Here is an 18,666-nt window from a genome sequence, read left to right as displayed (position 1 = left end):
AGATCGCCCCCGATTATGCTGCGCGTCGTGCGTTCTTGCCGACGAGTTCTTGCGCCAAAGCGCGATACGCCATCGCGCCTTTGGAACCACTATCATATTCCAACACGGGAATGGAATAGGATGGCGCTTCGCTGACCCGAACATTTCTGGGAATCAGGGTTTGGAACACCAAATCACCAAGGTTATCCCGCGCGTCCGTTTCGACCTGTTGCGAAAGATTGTTGCGAGAATCGTACATGGTCAATACCACGCCCTCGATCCGAAGTGCGGGGTTTGCGGTTTGGCGCACTTCCCGAATGGTCAACATCAATTGCGAGAGCCCCTCCAGGGCGAAAAATTCGCTTTGAAGTGGAACAAGAATGGAATGCGCAGCCACCATGGCGTTCACTGTCAAAAGGTTCAGCGAAGGTGGGCAATCAATCAAGACGAAGTCGAACTTAAATTGATCAATGGCCGTTTGCCGCAAGGAATCATGCAACAGAAAACTGCGTTTTTCGTTTGAGATCAGCTCGATATCTGCCGATGAGAGGTCCACAGTTGCCGGTATGATCGCGAGGTTTTTTACAGCCGTGGTTTTGATTGCCTCTGCAAGATCAACGTCTTCCAGCAACAATTCATAAGTTGTCAGATCCCGATCCTTCGGCACCACCCCCATTCCGGTAGATGCGTTGCCCTGAGGGTCGAGATCGACAATCAGAACGTTGAACCCCTGCTCGGCCAAAGCCGCGCCGAGGTTGATTGTGGTCGTGGTTTTACCAACTCCACCTTTTTGATTAGCGACAGCGATGATCTTTGGGCCGACGGGCCGGATCGGATCAGACACGGGAAATCTCTCCTATTCGAAGAATGACGGCGCCTTCTTGGGTACGACTCTTAACTATCTCGTGCTGAAATGAAAACATGCTCTCTGCCTCTTTCAGTTCTTTTTTCCAGGTCACGCCCTTTGGAAAGAGCGCGAAACCACCGGGGTTGAGGTGTAGACTGGCGAAATCAAGCAACTTTGCCAGCGGCGCAAGTGCACGGGCGGAAATTACGTCGGCGTTCTGGGGCGTAATCGCCTCTATTCTCTCGGCAATAACCTCTGCCTTACATCCGGTTTCGCGAAGGACAGTCCGGAGGAAGGTCGATTTACGTAAATCGGACTCGACCATTGTGACCGCAAGATCTGGATTAGACAGAGCAATCACCAGTCCAGGCAGGCCACCGCCTGAACCAAGATCAACCCATTTCTCGCCCGTAGCTCCAGCTGCCTCAACAACCTGGATTGAATCTGCAATATGACGCTCCCAGACTTGGGCCATCGTTGACTTGGACACAAGATTTATACGCGGTGACCATTTGCGTAGCAATGCCACGAATATTTCCAATCGATCAAATGTTTCACGTGAAACATTGAGAGACTCAGGTGTTGGGTTAATCATGCACTGCGCCGCTGTGAAAGTTTTCGTAGCCACGAAAGGATCAATGTCAGTGCCGCCGGCGTCATACCCTCTACCCGAGACGCTTGAAGGATATTTTCCGGCCGCGCTGTGTTCAACTTTGACTTCAATTCGTTCGACAGCCCCTGCACCAGGTCATAGGAAAAATCCGCCGGGATTGTCAGTTTCTCGTCACGCTTGAGCGCCTCAACATCGCGGTTCTGCCGATCCACATAGTTTGAGTAGAGAGCATCGCGAGCCAACTGATCAACAATTTCCAGATCGAGATCGTTCAACCCTGGAACCAATGGACCAAGTTCAGCAACGGTCACGTTGGGAAAGGAAAGAAGCTGGTAGGCGCTGCGGCGAACACCGTCATTGGCAACAACAATTCCAACACCCGCAACATCGCGCGGCGTGAAGGTATTGGACTGTAGCAAATCCAGTCCGGTCCCGAGTTTTTCTGCCTTCTCGCTATACTCCGCTTTCCGCGCGTCACCCACGCAACCTATTGAGATGCCACGCGGCGTCAGTCGCTGATCTGCATTGTCAGCTCTGAGAGAAAGACGGAACTCAGCTCGAGAGGTGAACATCCGATAGGGCTCGGACACGCCCCTGCTGATCAGGTCATCGACCATCACACCAATGTAACTTTCCGCACGGCTAAACAGAACGGGATCTTTTTCCAGAGCATGTGCCGCCGCGTTCAATCCTGCAACCAAACCCTGTGCCGCAGCTTCCTCATAGCCGGTGGTGCCATTGATTTGACCAGCCAGAAAGAAGCCGCTCAACCCCTTGAGTGCAAGTTGCGAGGTCAGCGCGCGCGGGTCGACGTAATCATATTCAATAGCATACCCGGGTTGAAGAATTTCCACATTCTCCAGCCCACGAATTGACCGGACATAGTTGTGTTGAACTTCTTCTGGAAGACTGGTGGAAATCCCATTTGGATAGACCGCGTTGGTGTTAAGTCCCTCAGGTTCCAGAAAAATTTGATGACTGGCTTTGTCGGCAAAGCGCACGACCTTATCCTCGATCGACGGACAATACCGCGGGCCGACACCATCAATATGACCACCGTACATTGCTGAGCGATCAAGATTCTTGCGAATAATCTCGTGGGTGGCTTCATTCGTATGGGTAATCCCACAGGGAAGCTGCGCCAATGTCGGCCCGGTGGATAGAAAGGAAAACAACACAGGGCTCTCATCGCCCGGTTGATTTTCCAATAGATCCCAATTGATGGTCTCGGAATTCAATCTTGGCGGTGTACCGGTTTTCAAGCGGCCGATCGGCAGGTCCATTGCGTATAAACGATCCGCCAGCGCGTTTGAGGCATTATCGCCCATTCGTCCGCCGGAATATGACACATCCCCGATATGGATCAATCCGTGCAGAAACGTGCCGGTGGTCAAAACCACGGCAGTCGCACTCAGCTCAGATCCATCCGCCAGAACGACGCCATTGACGGTCGTTCCCGTCATGCGCAGATCGGCAACCTCACCTTCGACAATCGTTAGACCAGGAAGGGACTGCATTTCCTTCAACATCTCTTGACGATAAACCGCACGATCTACCTGCGCCCTGGGACCTTGAACAGCGGGGCCTTTACGCCGATTGAGCAATCGAAACTGAATACCGGCACGGTCGGCAACGCGACCGATGACGCCGTCCAGCGCATCAACTTCGCGAACCAGATGGCCTTTACCCAACCCGCCAACAGCGGGATTACAGGAAAGAACCCCTATCCCGTCGATTTTCAGCGTAACAAGAGCGGTCTTGGCCCCCATCCGCGCCGAAGCATGCGCAGCATCACAACCAGCATGTCCACCACCCACCACGATGACGTCAAAATGTTTCACGTGAAACACTCCTATTTACCGACACAGAACCGAGAGAATATTTCATCAAGCAGGTCCTCGACGTCGACCCGCCCGAGCAACCCCTCTAACGCACGAATCGCGATGCGTAACTCTTCTGCAGCTATATCATATCCATCCGGTCCTTTTTGAACCCAATCCTTTGCAATCTTAAGTCCCGCCAACGCGCGTTCCATTTCGTCACGGTGCCGCATATGCGTCGCCAAACCGGCATTTGCACTTCGATCCGTCAACACATCCGTTATGCGAGACACAAGATGATCTATACCCACACCAGATTTCGCGGAAACCGACAATCCGTCTACTTGATGAAGATCGGCCTTCGCAGTCACCACAAGATCACCCGGCAAGACTTCTATATCCGGGGTATCACCTGGAAGCAAAAGTATCACGCGCAGATCTGCCGCCAGCGCCCTTTCGCGGGCCCGCGCCACGCCCATTGCCTCAATCTGATCTTCGGTCTCACGCAGACCCGCAGTATCAAGCAAGGTCACCGGAAGGCCATTCAAATCCATGCGAACTTCAATCACATCCCGCGTTGTGCCAGCAATTTCCGATGTGATCGCCGCTTCACGACCCGCCAGGGCATTGAGCAGCGTCGATTTTCCGACGTTGGGTTTTCCGACAATTGCAACTTCGAAACCGGATCGAATCCGTTCTGATACAGCAACCCCCGCAACCTGCCGTGCGATATCCTCTTCGACACCATCCAACAGCGACGCGACCTCTGGCGTGACATCAACCGGCACCTCTTCATCGGCAAAATCGATGACCGCTTCTAGCAGCGCCGCGGCCCGGACCAAATCATTGCGCCATTTCGCAACCAATCGCCCAAGATCACCGGACAGCACGCGCAACGCATGACGTCTCTGCGCCTCTGTCTCGGCATCAATCAGATCTGCCAAGCCTTCGGTCTGGGCCAGATCCATACATTCATTGTCAAATGCACGGCGGGTAAATTCGCCGGCCTGCGCCAACCGAAGACCAAACATTGCCGTCAGCTCTTCCAGAATCTTGCGCACCACCGCAACAGAGCCATGAACTTGCAGCTCAACACTCTCTTCCCCGGTAAAGCTCGCGCCTTTGGAAAAACACAAAACCAGTGCCTGATCAATGCGGTGCCCTGCCCGATCGGTCAGGATCCGCAGGCCGGCGCGACGCGGCTCTGGCAGATCCCCGCAAAGCAATCGGCCCGCGGCAAATGCCTGCGGGCCGGAAATCCGAATGACCGACACGCCGGCCTTTCCCTGGGCCGATGCCAGGGCAAATATGGTGTCCATGGCCGCCCCCGGCTCAGGTGTTCATCGAATCGAAGAATTCCGAATTCGTTTTGGTCTGCTTCAATTTCGACAGCAGGAATTCCACCGCATCTGTTGTCCCCATCGGGTTCAGGATGCGCCGCAACACAAATGTCTTTTGCAGATCCAGTTTTTCGATCAACAGATCTTCTTTCCGCGTTCCGGATTTCAGAATATCGATCGCGGGGAACACGCGTTTGTCTGCAACCTTGCGATCCAAGACAATCTCACAGTTACCGGTCCCTTTAAATTCTTCAAAGATCACCTCATCCATCCGGCTGCCGGTGTCGATCAGCGCGGTCGAGATAATGGTAAGCGAACCACCCTCTTCGATGTTACGGGCCGCACCAAAAAACCGTTTCGGGCGCTGCAGGGCGTTGGCGTCAACACCACCGGTCAGAACCTTGCCCGACGACGGCACCACGGTGTTGAACGCCCGGCCAAGCCGCGTGATGGAATCGAGCAGGATCACCACGTCGCGTTTATGCTCAACCAAACGTTTGGCTTTTTCGATCACCATCTCTGACACTGCAACGTGACGCGCCGCAGGTTCATCAAAGGTCGACGAAATGACCTCGCCTTTGACCGACCGCTGCATGTCCGTCACTTCTTCGGGACGTTCATCAATCAGCAAAACGATCAGATAGCATTCCGGGTGATTGGATTCGATCGAATGCGCAATATTCTGCAGCAACACGGTTTTACCGGTCCGGGGTGGCGCGACGATCAGGGCCCGCTGGCCCTTGCCAATCGGCGCAACCAGGTCGATCACCCGTGCCGAGCGGTCCTTGATGGTCGGATCTTCGATTTCCATCTTGAACCGTTCATCGGGGTAAAGCGGTGTCAGGTTATCAAAGGCAATCTTGTGCTTGGCGCGTTCAGGATCCTGGAAATTGATTGCTGTCACATTGATCAAGGCAAAATAGCGTTCGCTGTCGTCCGGCGCGCTGATTTCCCCTTCAATCGTATCCCCGGTGCGCAAGGAGAACTTGCGGATCATCGTCGGCGATACATAGATGTCATCAGGACCCGGAAGGTAATTCGCTTCGGGGGATCTCAGAAATCCAAACCCGTCCTGCAACACCTCCAGAACACCATCACCAGAGACTTTCCATCCCTCATCCGCGCGTTCACGCAGGATTTGGAACATGATCTCACCCTTGCGCATGGTCGAGGCGTTCTCGATCTCCAGCTCCTCTGCCATGGAAAGGAGGTCCTTGGGGCTCTTGGCCTTCAGGTCAGCAAGGTTCAGGTGTTCTTCTGTCATGAAATATCCGCGCCTGCGCCGCTTCTTGGCGTTCTGGCAAGTTCTGAATGGGAAATGCGCCAACCGGACGGTAGCGTAGGCCTTAGGTAAAGAGACTGGCGACCAAAGTCAATCTTTGCCGTTACCGATTTTTTTCGGCGGCCTGTCGTCCGTGTGGGTTCTTATTAAAATAAAGAAAAGAAAAGAAAGGATGATGAGGTTAGTGTCGCGGTTTCTTGTGGATTATCTTGTGATCCCTAGACTTATCAACACTGTGCGAAACCTGACAGGTGCTTGGGGGAAAGATTTGGGCCTTGGCAATCAGTCTTTGGAAATTTCTCTTGTTTTCAAACTGTTGACCAGAGATTTGGCCTGTTTCGACCTGTGTGTATCTCCGTGGGTGAAATCAGGATGGATGATATTCCCCCCTGCTGCGGGTTTATGCTTTTCCCGTTGTTAAAACTTTTGTGACAAGGCCACGAGATACGCGGTCTGTGGATGTATCCGGTCTCGACCTTTAAGTTTCGCTTCGGTATTCCTTAATTCGTTCCGCCGCTCATCCACGGATTCATCCACATGAAAAAACCGCTTGTTTTGGCATCTGCCTCCGAAGTTCGCGCAGATTTGCTGCGGCGGGCACATGTGCAGGTTGAAACGATGCCATCACGGATTGATGAAGAATCGGTAAAGGCCGGGATGTTGGCCGAAGATGCCAGCCCACGGGATATCGCCGATCTGCTGGCAGAGATGAAAGCAACCAAGGCCGCTGGTAAACGGCCCGATGCGCTTGTGCTTGGCTGTGATCAGGTGCTGGACCTGAACGGCAGCCTGCTGTCGAAACCAAGTTCGCCACAGGATGCGGTCCGGCAATTGCATTTGATGCGGGGTCAACGGCACAAGCTTCTGTCTGCCTGCGTCGCGGTGGAAGACGGAAAACCGGTCTGGCGACATGTCGGGGTTGTGACCCTGCAGATGCGCGACCTGTCGGATACTTATGTGGACGACTATGTCGACCGCAACTGGGACAGCATTCAATCCAGCGTTGGTGCGTATAAATTGGAAGAAGAAGGCAGCCGCTTGTTTACATCAATCAGCGGGGATTACTTCTCTGTACTTGGCCTTCCGCTTCTGCCCCTGTTGAATTGGCTCGCGATTCGAGGAGACATTGCAACATGATTGAAAATGTGCCCCTGGCCGGGGTGATCGGACATCCGATCACACAATCAAAATCACCGGTGCTGCATGGCCATTGGCTGCGGCGGTATGGTATTCGCGGGCATTATATCCCGATGGATGTCGCATCGGCGAACCTGGACTCTGTGTTGCGGGCATTGCCAAAGATGGGGTTTGTCGGGGTCAACATCACCATCCCGCACAAGATCAAGGTGCTGGAGATCGCCGATCAGATCACAGACCGCGCCACAATTATCGGTGCGGCCAATACGCTGATCTTTCGGCGTGATGGCAAGATCATGGCCGACAACACCGACGGGTACGGGTTTATCGAAAACCTTCGCCAACATGCGCCGCAATGGGCAGCGACAGATGGGCCCGCGGTGGTGTTTGGCGCCGGCGGCGCCAGTCGCGCGGTGGTGTCGTCATTGATTGATGCCGGCGTGCCCAGGATACTTTTGTCCAACCGGACAAAGATCAAGGCAGAGCAACTGCAACATGAATTTGGCAAACGAATTCAAGTGGTTGAATGGGTTCAGGTTGGCAATTACCTCGAAGAGGCCGCGCTGGTGGTCAATACCACCGCCTTGGGTATGACCGGGCAGCCGGACATGCGGGTGCCTTTGGATGGGTTGCGCCCGGGCACCTTGGTCACGGATCTGGTCTATAACCCGCTGCGCACCCATCTTCTGGAAGAAGCCGCGCAGCGCGGCTGTCACACCGTTGATGGTTTGGGAATGCTCTTGCATCAGGCGGTGCCGGGGTTTGAACGCTGGTTTGGGCATCGCCCCGACGTTGATGACGCCTTGCGGGCGGCTGTCCTGTCATGACCTTCCGGCTCGGCCTGACCGGGTCAATTGGCATGGGAAAATCCACCACGGCCGCCATGTTTGCGGAACTGGGTTGTCGTGTTTGGGATGCGGATGCGGCGGTTCATCAATTGTATGATGTCGGCGGTGCCGCGGTGGCACCAATCGCCAAGGTCTGGCCGGTGGCAATCCAGGATGGCGCTGTCTCTCGGGCAAGATTGAAGGACATCATCGCCGCCGATCCAGATGCCTTGCATCAGCTGGAGGAAATAGTGCATCCGCTGGTTGCCCAGGACCGGGGCAATTTCGCCCGCAATACAGATGCGGACATTCTGGTGTTTGATATTCCTTTGTTGTTCGAAACCGGCGGCGAGGCGATGATGGACGCCGTGGCCTGTGTGTTTGTGACCCCAGAGGTCCAGCGCCGCCGCGTCATGGCGCGCGGAACAATGACCGCCGCTCAGTTTGAGCAAATTCTCGCAAAACAGATGCCGATTGACGAAAAATTGGCACGGGCCACTTTTCAGATCGAGACTGATACGCTTGAACATGCGCGGACACAGGTCAAAGATGTGGTGCAACAGATAAGATCGGGATTTGCAGATGCGTGAGATCGTTCTGGATACGGAAACCACCGGGTTTGAACCCGAAAGTGGCGATCGGATTGTGGAAATCGGCGCGGTGGAATTGCTGAACCACATGCCGACCGGCCGCACCTATCATCAATACATCAACCCCCAGCGGTCCATGCCAAAAGAAGCCTTCGAAGTGCATGGTTTGGGTGACGAATTTTTGGCTGACAAACCGTTGTTCAAGGCGATTGCGCAGGATTTTCTTGATTTCGTGGCCGAGGATTCGATCCTCGTGATCCACAATGCGTCCTTTGACATGAAATTCCTCAATGCGGAACTTGGCTGGCTCAACATGCCAAAGATCCCAATGGAGAGGTCGCTGGACACGGTCGCCATGGCGCGCAAGAAATTTCCCGGCTCGCCGGCGTCGCTGGATGCGCTGTGTCGTCGGTTCAATATCGACAATTCCGCACGGACCCTGCACGGCGCGCTTCTCGACAGTGAAATTCTGGCCGAGGTTTATCTGGAACTTATTGGTGGCCGACAGCCGGGGCTTGTCCTTGCCAATGTCGAGAAAACCAATGTTGCCAGCCAGGGCGGTGTTTGGAAACCCAAACCGCGGGCCAATCCCCTGCCCCCGCGTCTGACCGAGGCCGAATTGGCCGCCCATGCCGAATTTGTCGACGCCATGGGCGATGATGCTTTATGGAAAAAAGCCTGACGGCTTATGCGTCGGGTGCGACCTTGGCCTGTTCCGCAGCCCGGCGCGCGATTTCATTGCGGTAAAGTGCAATAAAATCAATGTTTTCCAGGTTTAGCGGCGGGAAGCCACCATCGCGGGTCACATCGCTGACGATGCGGCGTGCGAATGGGAAAATCATCCGCGGGCATTCGATCAACAGGAACGGATGCAGCTGTTCTTCTGGCACGTTTTCGATATTGAAAACGCCAGCGTAATCCATTTCCAACAGGAACAGAACCGCGTCACCGTCTTTGGCTTTTGAAGTGATTTTCAGCTTCAACACAACTTCGTATTGGTTCGGCTGCTGGCGCTTCTTGGCATCCAGATTGACCTGAACCTGAACGTCAGGTTGGACTTCTCCGGTGGCGCCCTTTTGCGACAGGATGTTTTCGAACGATAGATCGCGCACATATTGTGCCAGAACGTTCATTTTGACCGGTGCAGCTTGTTCCGCCGCGCCATTTTCGATTTCCGCCATATGTCCTCTCCGCAGGAAGTTTTTGGTGCTTTACCAGCCCCGTGTCCTATCCTCAATGGTTGCTCCATCCTGATGGGCCGGCTTTGTCGTCCTTTTCTGGCGGGACTTCGGAATATTCGGCATCAATCACGGTGTCCTGGGGCCGGTGTTGGCGGGGATCATGCGGTTGCCCCTGCCCCAACTGGAATTTCTGGACTTTGATCCGCGTGCGGGCAAATTCATAGACCGCCTGGCGCACCGGCGGCATCAACAGGGCAAACCCAACCGCATCGGTAAAAAACCCCGGCGTCAGCAGCAATGCGCCAGAGATCAGGATCATCGCCCCGTCCGCCAGTGGTTTGGTTGGATCCTGCAGTTCAGAAAACGAGCGTTGCAAACCGGCCAGCGCCTGACGTCCCTGTTGTTTGACCAGCATCGTGCCAAGGATTGCGGTGATCACCACAATTGCCAATGTCGGCCACAGGCCAATTGCGCCACCGACCTGGATGAAAAGCGCAATCTCGATGATGGGGACGATAAGGAAGGCCAGTAGAAGATACATTTGTTGTTATCCCGAAGGTTACCGATGGTGTGGTGGACTTGACCCCACCTAGCGCTTACATAAGTGCAACACCAACCGCTTTCAAAGTGCGCCAATGATGAGGTCCAGATGAATTCGCCCCTGCTCCAGCTCTTAGTCCTTGCTGGGATTGCTGTTTTTCTAATTCTGCGGCTGAAATCCGTGCTCGGCACACGTGACGGTTTTGAGAAGCCGCCAGTGCCACGCGGGGCCGAGCCCAAGGATTCGCGCCGCGAGTTCGAAGTCATCGAAGGCGGGCCAGATCACGATATCGTTGATAACGTCGACGCGAACAGCGACGCCGCTGATGCGCTGGCGCGGATGAAGCGGATTGAACCGGGGTTCAGCGTTTCGGAATTCATGGGCGGCGCTCGCGGTGCCTATGAGATGATCCTGATGGGTTTTGAACGCGGTGACCTGGCCGAGATCAAGCCGTTCCTGGCCGAAGATGTGTATGAAACATTTGCCGAGGTGGTGGAGTCTCGTGAAGAGCAGGGTCTGACCATCGAAGCCGAATTTGTCGGCGTGCGCGAATTGACCCTGCACAACGCGACATTGGATGAAGGCACAAACCGGGCCGAGATCACGATGAAGTTCATCGGCGAATTGACCCAGATTGTGCGCGACCGCAGCGGTGAGATCATCGAAGGCAGCCCGACCCAGGTCAAAAAGCAAAAAGATATCTGGACCTTTGCGCGCGATATGGGCTCCGATGACCCGAATTGGGCGCTTGTGGCCACGGATGAGTGATCTGTTACGATGCGGAGGTTGCTGTCCCTTCTTGGCTTGATTGGCCTGACGATGGGCGGTGCGCCGACCTCTGCTGAGACCACATATTCGGTGATGTCCTTTGACCAGCTGGACGGCTGGCAAGAGGATGATCACGATGCAGCCCTGACGGTTTTCCGCAATACCTGCATTGATATGAAGGGCCCGGACTGGAAGGCGCTTTGCGCTTTGGCGCATGACATGTCAGACGGCCGGGCGTTTTTTGAACTGACGTTCCGGCCGGTGCTGATCGAAGATGGGCAACCGGCCCTTTTCACCGGATATTTTGAACCAGAGCTTGACGGATCACGCTATCGCACGCCGCGCTATCGTTATCCGGTCTACCGCATGCCGGGCGAAGCACGGCGCAACCAACCTTGGCTAAGCCGACGCGACATCCTGACCAGCGGGGTCATGGATGGGCGCGGGTTGGAAATTGCCTGGGTAGATGACCCGGTCGAATTGTTTTTCCTTCAGGTTCAGGGCTCTGGCCGTATTCGCATGAACGATGGATCGGTGGTCCGGGTCGGATATGGCGGCAAGAACGGCCATGAATACCGCTCTGTCGGGATGGAGCTGGTGCGGCGCGGCGTCTATCAGGCGCATCAGGTGTCAGCGCAGGTGATCAAGAACTGGGTGAAACGCAACGGCGATTTGGGTGAGGATCTGTTGCACCATAACCCGTCCTATGTGTTTTTCCGCGAAGTATCAGAGGTGCCTGCCGACAAGGGGCCTTTGGGGGCCATGAACAGATCGCTCACCACCATGCGCTCGATCGCGGTTGATCCTTCTATTGTGCGGTTGGGCTCGCCGGTCTGGATTGAAAAGGACGGTGCTGATCCGCTGCGCCGGTTGATGATTGCCCAGGACACAGGGTCAGCGATCAAAGGTGCACAGCGCGCGGATGTGTTTTTTGGCACCGGCGATGCCGCGGGGCGTGCGGCGGGCAAGCTGCGCGATCCCGGTCGGTTGCTTGTGCTGATGCCAATTCAACGCGCCTATGCCTTGCTGCCGGAATCGATTCAATGACGCGCAAGCGCAAGCTGCGGGCCGAAGAAGTTGAACTTTGGGGGCAAGTGGCCAAGACCACCACCCCATTGGGAAAGCCCCGTTCGGCCCCCGCCGCGCGACCCGCGCTAAAATCACCCAGCCCAAAGCCGGCACCGGAACACCCGCAACAGATACCGGAGTTTCGGGTCGGCGAAACGGCGCGCCAGGACAGACCATCGCATTCTCTGGCCCCTTCCCTGTCGGCGTCATTGGCCGCCGATCCAATTGCGATGGACAAGAAGGCGTTCACGCGCCTGAAGCGTGGCAAGCTGAAACCCGAGGCCCGGTTGGACCTGCATGGTATGACCCTGGATCGGGCCTATCCGGCGTTGATCGGGTTCATTCAGCGCGCCGCCGCCCGCGATCTGCGGCTGGTTCTGGTGATCACCGGCAAAGGCAAACACAAACCCGACGAAGGCCCAATCCCGCAACGCATGGGGGTTTTGCGCCATCAAGTGCCCCAATGGCTGCGGATGCCGCCGCTTGGCCCCTTGGTGATGCAGATCAGCGAAGCGCATTTGCGCCATGGCGGTGGTGGCGCGTATTACGTGTATCTACGCCGGCGGCGGTGACGTCGATCTTAGCCTTTTGATCTGTTCGATTGGGTATGACCCACCTGCGCGATGCCGATTTTCATCATCACCGTGGCAAAGATGAAATAGCCGGCAACAAACAGATATTGCGTCTCGATGCCGATCCCAAGGTCGATCAAAGCGCCGGTCAGCCCCGGCCCAAGCGCAGATCCCAGCACCATGACAGCGGCGGACATCGCCTTGATCGCGCCCAGATTGGCGGTGCCGTAGAATTCGGCCCAAAAGGCGTTTGGCAATGTGGCGTTGGCCCCGGCGGTCATCGCCAGGAAGAACAATCCAACCAGCGCCGACATTGGCGAGCCGGCAATGGCGAACCAGGCAAAGGCCACAACCATCGGCAATTGGTAATATGGGATCAGACGACCGGTGCCGACACGGTCCAGCAACCACCCCGATCCCAGCATCGCCGCAATGCCAAACCCGGTGTAGATTGGGAACAGGCTGACCAGGTCAAGATGGGTCCAGCCTTTGATCTCTGCATAATGGACCTGTTGAAAGAAAAACGCCGTGATGAACGCCGGCGGGCCCAATAACGCGGGCACCATGAACCAGAACAATGGATGGCGCAGCGTCTGGCCGCGGGTCCAATGTATGTTTTTCATGCCTGTGCTTTGATCGTTTTCCGCCATGCTTTGCGGTGTACGCTCGCGGCGCAGCAACAAGCGCAATAGCGGCACGCCGGCAATGGCGATCAAAGCGGACAGAACCCAAAGCTGGCGCCAATCCCAGACCGTCAACAGGGCGACAAACAGGATCGGCATCACCGCTTCGGCCAGCGATGACCCGACCGAGGCGATCGAAAGCGCCTTGCCGCGTGAGGCAACAAACCAGCGCGCCATGGAAACAGCGGCAATATGGACTGTCATCCCCTGGCCTGTCAGGCGCAGGGCAAATATCACCGCCGGCAACAGCCAAACAGTGGACACAGCCATCGCCAGACATGCCAAGGCCAAAAGGATCAGAACGCCCGACCCCAGCAATCGGGACCGAAACCGATCCGTCAGCCCGCCGGACCAGACCATGACCGCGGCCGACAATGTGGTTCCAAGGGAATAAATCCCGCCCCATTGCCCATGTGTCAGGCCAAATTCCGCACGAATTTCGCCGGAAAATATCGAAATGAAATAAGTTTGGCCGAAGCTGGACAAAAAGGTCAGCAACGTCCCGGCCATCAACCAGGGCGCGTTAGCAACCAAAAAAGATCGGTCACGCAAAGCGATTGCTCCTCTTGCACGTTCGTGCCGGAGCAGTCGCGCTGGATTACAGGTTAATTCGAAACCGCTGTGGCGACCCGGGTCGTGGTGTTCAACGCCGCCCCAAACAGGGACAGAACGGTGCGCAGGGCCACAACCGGCGATTCAGTTGCCAGAACAGTGTCATTGGGATTGATCAAGAAGTTACGTGCGGCAAACAACCCGTCTGCCGTCGTGAGATCAAGCGAAAAGATGACTTGTTGCTGGCGCGGTCCCACTTTGGGTTCGGCAACAACGGCCTTTGCCGGGTACTCCCGCAGGACCAGAATACCTTTGGGGTCGGCCCGGTCATCTTGAATTCCACCCATCAACGACATCGCCTCAAGCGCGGTGACATATTCCTTGGGGAAGTAAATCAGGCTTTCCGAACCGGATGCGCCAAGTGCGGTAAAGGCGCGTTCGTCCTGTTGAACGATAATCTTGTCATCGCCATAAAGCCGGGCGTTTTTGTCTGGACTGGCAAACAGATCCTTGGCCGGGATCGAATATGTCGCGTTGCCACGGTGCAGGGATACCACTGGATTGCGGAAGCTGTTATTGATACCGCCCGCAGAGGCGATCACACTGAGAATAGAGGTATTGCGGTTCGGCAGCGGGTAACTTCCGGGTGACGCCACGCCACCAACCACAGACACCGAATTGTCGACGCCGGGTGTGGCGGTCAGCTGGACCTGGGCGTCTGGCGCGATGGTGGCCAGTTCGTTTTGAATGCGTTTGCGGGCCCCGTCCGGGGTCAACCCGTTCACCACGACATCGCCAATGTAGGGAATGAAAATCGTGCCGGAAGGCGACACCATCAACCCGTTCAATATCGCCAAATTGTTGCCGGATTGGGTCAGCAGGGAATTTTCCTGGTTGTCCCAGATATTAAGATCGATCCGGTCGCCGGTGCGCAGCACCTGGCTCTTGGGACCACGGCTTGATTTGATCCAATGAAACCCGCCGGTCCAACCGGTCACCGGCCATTTGGCAATCAATTCAGCATTTGCGCGGGTGACTGGCACCAAATCGAATTGGGCCGTTTCGGCGTTTGCTTCGCGGATAACTTCACGTTGCAAGGCGGCACCGCGGGGCAGGTTGCCACAAGCAGAGACCGCAAACATCAAAGCAATGGCCAGAAGGCGCGTCATCATCTTCACGAAGATATTCTCCTGATCACCGTCGCATCGTCCAAGCGCTTTCTAGCGGCTCTTGGCGATGATAAACAGAGTGTGAGGTGAAGAAAATTCAGAGTATTGCTTGTATGACTCAAATGAGGACGAAAAAGACGGTTTTGGTCTTGGGCGCATCCGGGCGGGTTGCCGAAATGCTGGCCAAGGTCTGGCTGGAAAAACCATCCGAAAACATAATCTTTGTCCGGGTCGCGCGCAAAGCGGGCCGTGGTGTGGACTGTCAATGGGCACCGGGTGACAATGTGGCCAAATTGCCACGGGCCGATGCCGTGGTTGCGTTGTGGGGTGTGGTGCCGGGCGGGGGCGCGCCGGTCGAAGAAAACATTGATTTGGCCCGCATTGCCCAACAAATTGGCACATCTTGTGGTGCTGACCGCGTCATTCATGCGTCAAGCGTTGCGGTCTATACGCCATCCGATCAGGTTTTGGATGAATCCGCGCCTTGCGTGCCCCGCAACGCCTATGGGCGGGCAAAATTGCAAATGGAGACGGCAGTTTCCAAATCCTTGCCGCGATCTGTGTGTTTGCGGATTGCGAATGTCGCGGGCGCTGATGGGGTGTTTTCTGCCTTGGCCGGTGATGGGCCTATCACCCTGGATCAGTTTGCCGATGGCACCGGGCCCCGGCGCAGCTACGTGCAGCCGTCAACCTTGGCTCAGGTGATAGAAACACTGGTGTCCTTACCGACAGAGCACCTGCCGCAGGTGATCAATGTGGCCGGGAAAACGCCGGTTGCCATGCAGGATATTGTGGTCGCGGCGAATCGGCCAGTGTTATGGCGCGCCGCCCCGCAAGAGGCCCTGCCGGTTATGGCGGTGGATGTCGGACGATTGAACGCCTTGGTTGACTTGGGGGCGCAAAGCACGGATGCCGTTGAACTGGTTCAGGAATGGCGCAAATACGGGGGCGGGGCGTGACAGCACAGAAACGTTTGTTTGATATTGCCAGTGCTTTGTTTCTGCTGGTTGTGCTGAGCCCCCTTATCCTTTGGGTGGCGTTTTTGATCTATTGGCGGGATGGTGCGCCGGTTCTGTACGTGTCGGAGCGGATGAAAGCACCGGGGGTGCCATTCAATTTGTACAAATTCCGCACAATGACCAAAACCGACCAGAATACCGGTGTCTCTGGCGGTGACAAATCCGAGCGCATCACCAAGACGGGCAAGTTTCTGCGCGCCAAGCGATTGGATGAATTGCCGCAACTTCTGAATATCCTGAAAGGTGATCTGAGCTTTGTCGGCCCGCGCCCGCCGCTGCGGATGTATGTGGAACGGTTTCCAGAATATTATTCCAAGGTGCTGCAGTCGCGGCCAGGTGTGACCGGTCTGGCGACCTTGGTCTTTCATCGCCACGAAGAAATGCTCTTGCGTCCCTGTCAGTCGTCGGAAGAAACCGATGCGGTTTATTCCCGCCGCTGTGTGCCCCGCAAAGCCCGACTGGATTTGATCTACGCCGCACATCAATCGGTGTTTTTCGACCTTAGGTTGATGTTTGCCACTGTGTTTCGCGCAATTCCTGTAAGAACGTCGCGTAAATCAGCCGGTTTGCCGGGCAAATAGGCGGAAAATTGCCATATGTGGCGCTAATGCTGCACCCGCGAGAACGAATCTAGCCCGAATAGACCTGTCACGATACAGTGACTAATACGCCGATATGTAAGTCTGCGCTGTCCTTGCTGATCGGTGTCGCAACTGCCTGGGGAATGCCAATGCTATACAGTCTATTGGTTCGGATGAGCCGTGGCCAGAAGGCTGTGATCATTGCAACGATCGATTTTTGTCTTGTTGTGCTTTCCTTTGTGGGGGCCAATTCGCTTTTGGTGGGCCAGGTTCCGTCTTTCGAGGTCTTGCGCGCAAGTCTGCCTTATTTGGCTGTGATGGGTCCGGTTGCCTTGGCCGTGGTGCTCTATTTCGACCTGCACCGAACCAAACTTATCTCATATGAGCTTAAGGGTGTCTTACAGACCGCCCTGGTTGCGGCGGCTGTTGGCGTGTCCGGGCTTTTGACCTCAGTGATGATTGGCTCGCGTATCTCACCCCAGCTATTTGTCATCGCATCCATGATCCTGCTGATTTCCTCTGCCAGCATTCGCCTGATCCTGCGCGAGGTGGTGATCCGGATCTATCGTCGCGGCAAGTCTTTGAAACGGGTGTTGATTTACGGTGCTGGACGCACAGGGCAACAGCTGGCATCAGCGTTGTTGACTGATATTGAACTGTCGCTTGTCGGGTTTGTCGATGACAATCCGGCGATGCACGGGCTGACAATTGCGGGCTTCAAGGTCGCCCCGTCCAGCCGGGTGGAGCGTATGGTTGAAAACCTGCGAATTGACCGGATTATTTTGGCGATGCCCTCCGCAAGCGAGGCTGACAAGGCGCGCATCGCGCATCAGCTCAGCCATCTGTCCTGCGAAGTGCATATCATGCCGTCCTTTGCCCAGATGTTGATCACGCAAAGCGGCCCGGTGTCGACCACACCGCTGGATTTCTCCAAACTGCTGGGGCGCAACCACCTCGAGGCAGAATTGCCCGGGGTGAGCGGCGCCTATGAAGGCAAATGTGTGATGGTCACCGGGGCAGGGGGATCAATCGGATCGGAACTCTGCCGTCAGATCGCAAGCTGCCAGCCATCAAAAGTTATCCTTTTCGATCACTCGGAGCTGCTGCTGTATAATATCCAGCGGCGGTTGGCGTCGATCAATCCCGGTGTGGAAATCGTCACGGTGCTGGGCTCGATCTGTGAACAGGGTCTTGTGGACCGGGTGTTCGGCGATCACGATATTGATGTGGTGTTGCACGCAGCGGCGTATAAACACCTGCCGTTGCTGGAGCTGAACACCATCGAAGGCATGCGCAACAATGTCATCGGCACCAAATTGCTGGCGGATGCTGCGCGGCGCAATCACGTGGAACGGTTCATCCTGATTTCCACGGACAAGGCTGTGCGCCCGACCAGTGTTCTGGGCGTGACAAAGCGGCTGGCAGAGATGTTGATTCAGGATCTTGCCACCCGGTCTGAACATACGATGTATTCGATGGTGCGGTTTGGCAATGTGCTTGGCTCTTCCGGGTCGGTCATCCCGCTGTTTCAGGATCAGATCGCCAAAGGCGGGCCGGTCACGGTGACGCATTCCGATGTGACCCGCTATTTCATGACCGTCAGCGAAGCTGTGCGTCTGGTGCTTTTGGCCGGGTCGTTTGCCCGCGGCGGTGATGTCTTTGTGCTGGACATGGGCAAGCCGATTTCGATCTGGCAAATTGCCCGCAAGCTGATCCAAAATGCCGGCTACAAGGTGCGGGATGCCGCCAATCCGAATGGTGATATCGAGATCATGTTTACCGGTTTGCGCCCCGGTGAAAAGCTTGAGGAAGAATTGTTGATTGGCACCGACATGCTGACAACACCGCACCCGAAAATTCTGCGCGCGCAGGAAACCCATTTGTCCGAGCTGGAAATGGCGAATGTCATGGCCGAAGTGCGCAAGGCGGTGGCAGCGCATGATTGTGATGCGGCAAATGAAATTGCCACCCGCTGGGTCGAGCGTCGGCGTGACAAAAATCAGCAGTCCGAAGGAACGCTGGAGGTCATCTGAGGATTTTGTTGCTCCTCAGACCCGCGTAATGCCGCGCCACATGTGTTGGGCGGCATCATGATCT

At 55.8% G+C, this 18,666-nt stretch carries 19 protein-coding genes; 10 read left to right on the top strand and 9 right to left on the bottom strand.

From position 1 onward, the window contains the following. Positions 1–13: 13 nt before the first annotated feature. From Q4577_RS07240 to rho, 5 genes are read right to left on the bottom strand one after another with little or no spacing between them, the layout of a single operon-like run. Positions 14–823 (bottom strand): ParA family protein, encoded by an 810-nt coding sequence (locus Q4577_RS07240; protein WP_303469036.1) that lies wholly within the window; start codon positions 821–823, stop codon positions 14–16. Beyond that, positions 816–1,421 carry a 16S rRNA (guanine(527)-N(7))-methyltransferase RsmG gene (rsmG, locus tag Q4577_RS07235; RefSeq protein WP_303469035.1) on the bottom strand — a complete coding sequence of 202 codons (606 nt, stop codon included), beginning with the start codon at positions 1,419–1,421 and terminating at the stop codon, positions 816–818. Before rsmG ends, Q4577_RS07240 begins: the two co-directional genes overlap by 8 nt. After that, positions 1,418–3,280, bottom strand: a complete 1,863-nt coding sequence (mnmG, locus tag Q4577_RS07230; RefSeq protein ID WP_303469034.1) for a tRNA uridine-5-carboxymethylaminomethyl(34) synthesis enzyme MnmG — start codon at positions 3,278–3,280, stop codon at positions 1,418–1,420. The genes rsmG and mnmG overlap by 4 nt, the downstream gene beginning before the upstream one ends. Positions 3,281–3,291: 11 nt before the next feature. Then, positions 3,292–4,578 carry a tRNA uridine-5-carboxymethylaminomethyl(34) synthesis GTPase MnmE gene (gene mnmE / locus Q4577_RS07225; RefSeq protein ID WP_303469033.1) on the bottom strand — a complete coding sequence of 429 codons (1,287 nt, stop codon included), beginning with the start codon at positions 4,576–4,578 and terminating at the stop codon, positions 3,292–3,294. Between the two features lie 13 nt (positions 4,579–4,591). After that, complete coding sequence (rho, locus tag Q4577_RS07220; protein WP_303469031.1) at positions 4,592–5,863, bottom strand: transcription termination factor Rho; 1,272 nt, start codon at positions 5,861–5,863, stop codon at positions 4,592–4,594. A 555-nt stretch (positions 5,864–6,418) separates the two neighbouring features. On the opposite strand from rho, the gene Q4577_RS07215 reads away from it, so the two are divergent. The 4 genes from Q4577_RS07215 to dnaQ are packed head-to-tail and all read left to right on the top strand — an operon-like array spanning position 6,419 to position 9,117. Next, a complete protein-coding gene (locus Q4577_RS07215; RefSeq protein ID WP_303469030.1) occupies positions 6,419–7,018 on the top strand; it encodes a nucleoside triphosphate pyrophosphatase in 600 nt (199 codons plus the stop codon). Next, the gene (locus Q4577_RS07210; RefSeq protein ID WP_303469029.1) at positions 7,015–7,845 is read left to right on the top strand and encodes a shikimate dehydrogenase; all 831 of its coding nucleotides are present in this window, start codon (positions 7,015–7,017) and stop codon (positions 7,843–7,845) included. The genes Q4577_RS07215 and Q4577_RS07210 overlap by 4 nt, the downstream gene beginning before the upstream one ends. After that, a complete protein-coding gene (coaE, locus tag Q4577_RS07205) occupies positions 7,842–8,435 on the top strand; it encodes a dephospho-CoA kinase (protein ID WP_303469028.1) in 594 nt (197 codons plus the stop codon). Before Q4577_RS07210 ends, coaE begins: the two co-directional genes overlap by 4 nt. Further along, entirely contained in the window at positions 8,428–9,117 is a 690-nt protein-coding gene (gene dnaQ / locus Q4577_RS07200; protein ID WP_244683978.1) for a DNA polymerase III subunit epsilon, read from the top strand. The genes coaE and dnaQ overlap by 8 nt, the downstream gene beginning before the upstream one ends. Positions 9,118–9,121: 4 nt before the next feature. On the opposite strand, the gene secB is transcribed toward dnaQ, so the two are convergent. Together secB and Q4577_RS07190 are read right to left on the bottom strand one after the other, a co-directional pair. After that, complete coding sequence (gene secB / locus Q4577_RS07195; RefSeq protein ID WP_303469027.1) at positions 9,122–9,616, bottom strand: protein-export chaperone SecB; 495 nt, start codon at positions 9,614–9,616, stop codon at positions 9,122–9,124. Between the two features lie 52 nt (positions 9,617–9,668). After that, the gene (locus Q4577_RS07190; RefSeq protein WP_303469026.1) at positions 9,669–10,157 is read right to left on the bottom strand and encodes an FxsA family protein; all 489 of its coding nucleotides are present in this window, start codon (positions 10,155–10,157) and stop codon (positions 9,669–9,671) included. A gap of 108 nt (positions 10,158–10,265) precedes the next feature. On the opposite strand from Q4577_RS07190, the gene Q4577_RS07185 reads away from it, so the two are divergent. The 3 genes from Q4577_RS07185 to Q4577_RS07175 are packed head-to-tail and all read left to right on the top strand — an operon-like array spanning position 10,266 to position 12,565. Continuing rightward, positions 10,266–10,925 (top strand): Tim44/TimA family putative adaptor protein, encoded by a 660-nt coding sequence (locus Q4577_RS07185; RefSeq protein WP_303469025.1) that lies wholly within the window; start codon positions 10,266–10,268, stop codon positions 10,923–10,925. Between the two features lie 9 nt (positions 10,926–10,934). Continuing rightward, positions 10,935–11,972 (top strand): murein transglycosylase A, encoded by a 1,038-nt coding sequence (locus Q4577_RS07180; protein WP_303469024.1) that lies wholly within the window; start codon positions 10,935–10,937, stop codon positions 11,970–11,972. After that, positions 11,969–12,565, top strand: a complete 597-nt coding sequence (locus Q4577_RS07175; RefSeq protein WP_303469023.1) for a Smr/MutS family protein — start codon at positions 11,969–11,971, stop codon at positions 12,563–12,565. The genes Q4577_RS07180 and Q4577_RS07175 overlap by 4 nt, the downstream gene beginning before the upstream one ends. An 8-nt stretch (positions 12,566–12,573) precedes the next feature. Here the strand turns inward: Q4577_RS07175 and Q4577_RS07170 are convergent, their stop codons facing one another. Next, complete coding sequence (locus Q4577_RS07170; RefSeq protein WP_303469022.1) at positions 12,574–13,800, bottom strand: MFS transporter; 1,227 nt, start codon at positions 13,798–13,800, stop codon at positions 12,574–12,576. Positions 13,801–13,853: 53 nt separating this feature from the next. After that, positions 13,854–14,972, bottom strand: coding sequence for a polysaccharide biosynthesis/export family protein (locus tag Q4577_RS07165; RefSeq protein WP_303469104.1), 1,119 nt, complete (start codon positions 14,970–14,972; stop codon positions 13,854–13,856). A 119-nt stretch (positions 14,973–15,091) separates the two neighbouring features. Between Q4577_RS07165 and Q4577_RS07160 the strand changes: the two genes are divergently transcribed. The 3 genes from Q4577_RS07160 (at position 15,092) to Q4577_RS07150 (ending at position 18,602) form a co-directional block, all read left to right on the top strand. Continuing rightward, positions 15,092–15,928 (top strand): NAD(P)-dependent oxidoreductase, encoded by an 837-nt coding sequence (locus tag Q4577_RS07160; RefSeq protein ID WP_303469021.1) that lies wholly within the window; start codon positions 15,092–15,094, stop codon positions 15,926–15,928. Continuing rightward, entirely contained in the window at positions 15,925–16,569 is a 645-nt protein-coding gene (locus Q4577_RS07155) for a sugar transferase (protein ID WP_303469020.1), read from the top strand. Before Q4577_RS07160 ends, Q4577_RS07155 begins: the two co-directional genes overlap by 4 nt. A 149-nt stretch (positions 16,570–16,718) precedes the next feature. After that, on the top strand, positions 16,719–18,602 hold the full coding sequence (locus Q4577_RS07150) for a nucleoside-diphosphate sugar epimerase/dehydratase (RefSeq protein ID WP_303469019.1): 1,884 nt from the start codon (positions 16,719–16,721) through the stop codon (positions 18,600–18,602). Positions 18,603–18,666: the final 64 nt, after the last annotated feature.

Origin of the sequence: Marinovum sp. 2_MG-2023 (genome assembly GCF_030548265.1) — a bacterium.
Taxonomy (GTDB): domain Bacteria; phylum Pseudomonadota; class Alphaproteobacteria; order Rhodobacterales; family Rhodobacteraceae; genus Marinovum.
The sequence above is the reverse complement of the archived record's forward strand: the minus strand, read 5'-3'. Positions and strand labels throughout refer to the sequence as shown.